This is a genomic window from Acidovorax sp. LjRoot204 (genome assembly GCF_056175785.1).
In genome coordinates this window covers 1-3741 of sequence record NZ_JBGFFF010000265.1, presented here as the reverse complement: position 1 = coordinate 3741, position 3741 = coordinate 1, and the positions used below count along the sequence as shown (strand labels likewise).

Below are 3741 nucleotides of genomic sequence, written 5' to 3'. Positions count from 1 at the left end.
CACCAGCACGTCCTTGTCTTCGGCGGCTGCGCGCAGGGGCTTGACCTGGATGCTCTGGTCATTGACCTGGGCCAGCGCGCCGGCATAGGTGCGCACCAGCAGGATCTTGAACTCGTCCTGCAGGCGTTTTTGCTGCTCGGGCGTGGCTTGGCGCCAGCCGGGGCCGACGGCTGCGGCCGTCATGCGGCGGAAGTTGACGTTGGGCATCACCGTTTTATCGACCAGGGCGATCACCTTGCTCAGGTCCCCGGCCTGGATGGCCTTGTCGGACTTCACCGTGTTGAGCACATCGGCGGACAGCCGCTTGATCAGCGCGTCGGGCGCCTCGTCGGCTGCGAGGGCAGACAACGGCAGGCTCAGCACGGCACTGGCTGCAATGCAAAGGGCGGCACCGCCCAGGGAACGTCGGTTCATCATCTTCTCGGCTTTCATCGGTGCGGGCTTGTGCCCGTCAAATCATTGTGGAGGTGCGGGCCCACTGGCATGCGTCGCAGCGGTTGCGGATTGCAAGCAAGTGCAACAGGGCCAGACCCAGGGCGGCGAATCGGAACATGTGCCCCGCCCGGCATGCCATCAGCGCGCAGGAGGTTCCTCGGGCAGCACGCCATTGCTGGCGCCGCCGTCGTCCTTGCCGTCCGCATTCTGCACCTCACCTGCATGGCTGCGTACTTGCAGGTAGACATCACGCGTAAAGCTGTATTTGTCGAGCGCGGCGCTGTCGAGCACCGAGCTGGCGCGCAACAGGTTGGCCCGCGTGTCCACCACGCGCAGGGCATACAACGAGTTGCGGGCGGAGACCGGGTCCACGTAGCTCACCACGTTGCCCTTCATGTCCACCGGCAGCGCGAATGTGTCGCGCACGGTGGAAGGCCCCAGGATGGGCAGCACCAGATAGGGGCCAGTACCCACGCCCCAGCGCCCCAGGGTCAGGCCGAAGTCCTGCTTGTAGCGGTCGATGCCCAGCTCGCTGGCGATGTCCAGCAAACCGCCCAGGCCCATGAACGTGTTCACATTGACCCGCATGAAGCTGGATGCAGCGGCTTCACCGCGCAGCTGCAGCACGTTGTTCACAAACGACCAGACATCGCCCAGGTTCCCGAAGAAATTGCTGACCCCCGTGCGTACTGGTGCGGGCGTGACCTCCTTGTAGGCCGTCGCCACGGGCTTGAGCACCATGGCATCGACCTGTTCATTGAAGTTGGTCATGCTGCGGTTGTAAGACTCCAGCGGGTCGCGGGGATCAGGGTTGGCCACCGTGGCGCACCCGGTGAGCAGCACAGCCCCCAGCAACAAGGCCAGGCTGGCTGCCAGGCGGGACATCGACAACCTGCCGCCATCAATGCGGGCGCGGAGTGTATGGAGTGAATGCATCATTTTTTCCCACCTGTCCCTGCAGGTTTTGCGCCGTCTTCGGCTTTGCTGTAAAGAAATTGTCCGATAAGGTTCTCAAGCACCACCGCCGACTGGGTGGACGTGATCGTGTCGCCCGCCGCCAGATTTTTTTCGTCGGCACCCGCCTCGATTCCGATGTACTGCTCACCCAGCAGGCCGCTGGTCAGGATCTTGAGGGAGCTGTCCTTGGGAAAGGCATAGCGGTCTTCCATGGCCAGCGTGACCCGCGCCTGGAAGGTCTTGTCGTCAAAGGTGATGGACTCCACACGCCCCACCACCACACCCGCGCTGCGCACCGCCGCCTGGGGCTTGAGACCGCCGATGTTGTCGAACTTGGCGGTGACACGGTAGCCCGAGTGGAATTGAAGGCTCAGCAGGTTGGCCGACTGCAGCGCCAGAAACACCAGTGCCACCGCGCCCAGCATCACGAAGAGCCCTACCCACAGATCGTTTTTGGAGCGTTGCATATGTTTGATTCCTAGAACTGCCAGCACCGCCAGCGTCAGATACTGAACATCAGTGCGGTGAGCACGAAGTCCAGTGCCAGCACCGCCAAAGACGCCATGACCACGGTGCGCGTGGTGGCGCGCGACACACCCTCAGGGGTGGGTTTGGCTGCATAGCCTTGCAGCAGCGCCACAAAAGTTACCGTGAAGCCAAAGACCACACTCTTGAGCACGCCGTTGCCCAGGTCCTTCCAGACATCCACCCCGCCCTGCATCTGGCTCCAGAACGCCCCGGGGTCAATACCGATCATGAGCACCCCGACGATCCAGCCGCCSATGATGCCCACCGCACTGAACACCGCGGCCAGCAGCGGCATGGTGATCACCCCTGCCCAGAAGCGAGGCGCCAGGATGCGCTGCACCGGGTCSACCGCCATCATCTCCATGGCGCTGAGCTGCTCCCCCGCGCGCATGAGGCCAATTTCTGCTGTGAGCGACGTGCCTGCGCGGCCCGCAAACAGCAGCGCCGTGACCACGGGGCCCAGCTCGCGCACAAGACTCAATGCCACCAGCAGGCCCAAGGCCTCTGACGAGCCATAGCGCTGCAGCGTGTAGTAGCCCTGCAAGCCCAGCACAAACCCCACGAACAGGCCCGACACGGCAATGATGGCCAGCGAATAGTTGCCCAGGAAATGCACCTGGTCGCGCACCAGCGAGGGCCGCATCAAGGTCGCACCCAGGAGCCGCACCAGCCGCCCAAACAACCGCGCGCCCATGCCAATGTCAGCCAGCTTGTGGCGCACAGCAAAACCGACATCGGAGGGCTTGTACCAACTCACAGCGCACGTCCTCCGGCAGGTCCGAAATCCTCGGCAACGGCCGGGCCGGGGTAATGGAACGGCACCGGGCCAGTCGGTAGAGCGTTGACAAACTGGTGCACCAGCGGGTCACGGCTGGCGAGGACCTCCTCAGGCGTGCCCTGCGCCGCCACAACGCCTTCGCCCAGGATGATCACATGGTCCGCCAGGCGGAAAGTCTCCTCCAGGTCATGCGACACCACGATGCTGGTGAGGCCCATGGCGTCGTTGAGCTGCCGGATCAACTGCGCAGCCGTGCCCAACGAGATGGGGTCCAGGCCCGCAAAGGGTTCGTCGTACATGACCAGTTCCGGGTCCAGCACGATCGCTCGGGCCAGCGCCACGCGGCGCGCCATGCCACCCGATATCTGGCTGGGCATCAGGTCGCGTGCACCACGCAGGCCCACCGCATGCAGCTTCATCAGCACCACATCGCGGATCAGTTCCTCGGACAAATCGGTGTGCTCACGCAGCGGAAAGGCCACGTTCTCAAACACGCCCAGGTCGGTGAACAGCGCCCCGAACTGGAACAACATGCCCATGCGCCGGCGCGCGGCATACAAAGCCTGCACGTCCATGCGCCCCACGTCCTGACCGTTGACCAACACCTGGCCACTCTGGGCCCTGTGCTGCCCCCCAAGCAGACGCAGCACCGTGGTCTTGCCCCCGCCCGATGCGCCCATCAGCGCCGTGACCTTGCCGCGCGGCACCGCCAGGGTCACGTCGCGCAGGATCATGCGGTCACCGTACGAAAACGTGACGTTGCGCAACTCGGCAAGAAATGTGGACTCGGCCATGCAAGAAATGGATGTCTGATCTGAGGGCTGCCAAAACGACATCCGCCCCCGGAAAATGGAGCGCAGATGGTAGCCGAAGACACAAACATACATTCATGCATGTTTGTAAAGAAAAAGCACAACCGCCAGCGATCCCGACCGAGCGAGACCGAGGCAAGCCCGGATTGACACAACCCCTGATTGTGCCAACAAAGCGTCCAGAAGGCTGACGCCCGGCCATTGCCCCACCGTCAAAGGCCCCGTCAACAC

Annotated in this window: 5 protein-coding genes; all 5 read right to left on the bottom strand. The window is 63.6% G+C overall.

Translation table 11 applies throughout. The annotated features are described in order from the left end of the window. Positions 1 to 417 (bottom strand): MlaC/ttg2D family ABC transporter substrate-binding protein (locus AC04MI_RS24105; protein WP_476498917.1); only part of this gene is annotated, 417 nt, incomplete at its 3' end. A 156-nt stretch (positions 418 to 573) separates the two neighbouring features. Further along, positions 574 to 1320 (bottom strand): MlaA family lipoprotein, encoded by a 747-nt coding sequence (locus AC04MI_RS24100; protein WP_056060218.1) that lies wholly within the window; start codon positions 1318 to 1320, stop codon positions 574 to 576. A 50-nt stretch (positions 1321 to 1370) separates the two neighbouring features. Further along, positions 1371 to 1859 carry an outer membrane lipid asymmetry maintenance protein MlaD gene (gene mlaD, locus AC04MI_RS24095; protein ID WP_056060215.1) on the bottom strand — a complete coding sequence of 163 codons (489 nt, stop codon included), beginning with the start codon at positions 1857 to 1859 and terminating at the stop codon, positions 1371 to 1373. A 35-nt stretch (positions 1860 to 1894) separates the two neighbouring features. Next, complete coding sequence (mlaE, locus tag AC04MI_RS24090) at positions 1895 to 2677, bottom strand: lipid asymmetry maintenance ABC transporter permease subunit MlaE (RefSeq protein ID WP_476498916.1); 783 nt, start codon at positions 2675 to 2677, stop codon at positions 1895 to 1897. Beyond that, positions 2674 to 3492 carry an ABC transporter ATP-binding protein gene (locus tag AC04MI_RS24085; RefSeq protein WP_436079234.1) on the bottom strand — a complete coding sequence of 273 codons (819 nt, stop codon included), beginning with the start codon at positions 3490 to 3492 and terminating at the stop codon, positions 2674 to 2676. Before AC04MI_RS24085 ends, mlaE begins: the two co-directional genes overlap by 4 nt. Between the last annotated feature and the right edge of the window lie 249 nt (positions 3493 to 3741).

Excerpts from the sequence above, each read along its gene's own strand:
- AC04MI_RS24085 (WP_436079234.1), bottom strand. The coding sequence starts at position 3,492 with ATGGCCGAGTCCACATTTCTTGCCGAGTTGCGCAACGTCACGTTTTCG.
- mlaD (WP_056060215.1), bottom strand. The coding sequence starts at position 1,859 with ATGCAACGCTCCAAAAACGATCTGTGGGTAGGGCTCTTCGTGATGCTG.
- AC04MI_RS24100 (WP_056060218.1), bottom strand. The coding sequence starts at position 1,320 with ATGTCCCGCCTGGCAGCCAGCCTGGCCTTGTTGCTGGGGGCTGTGCTG.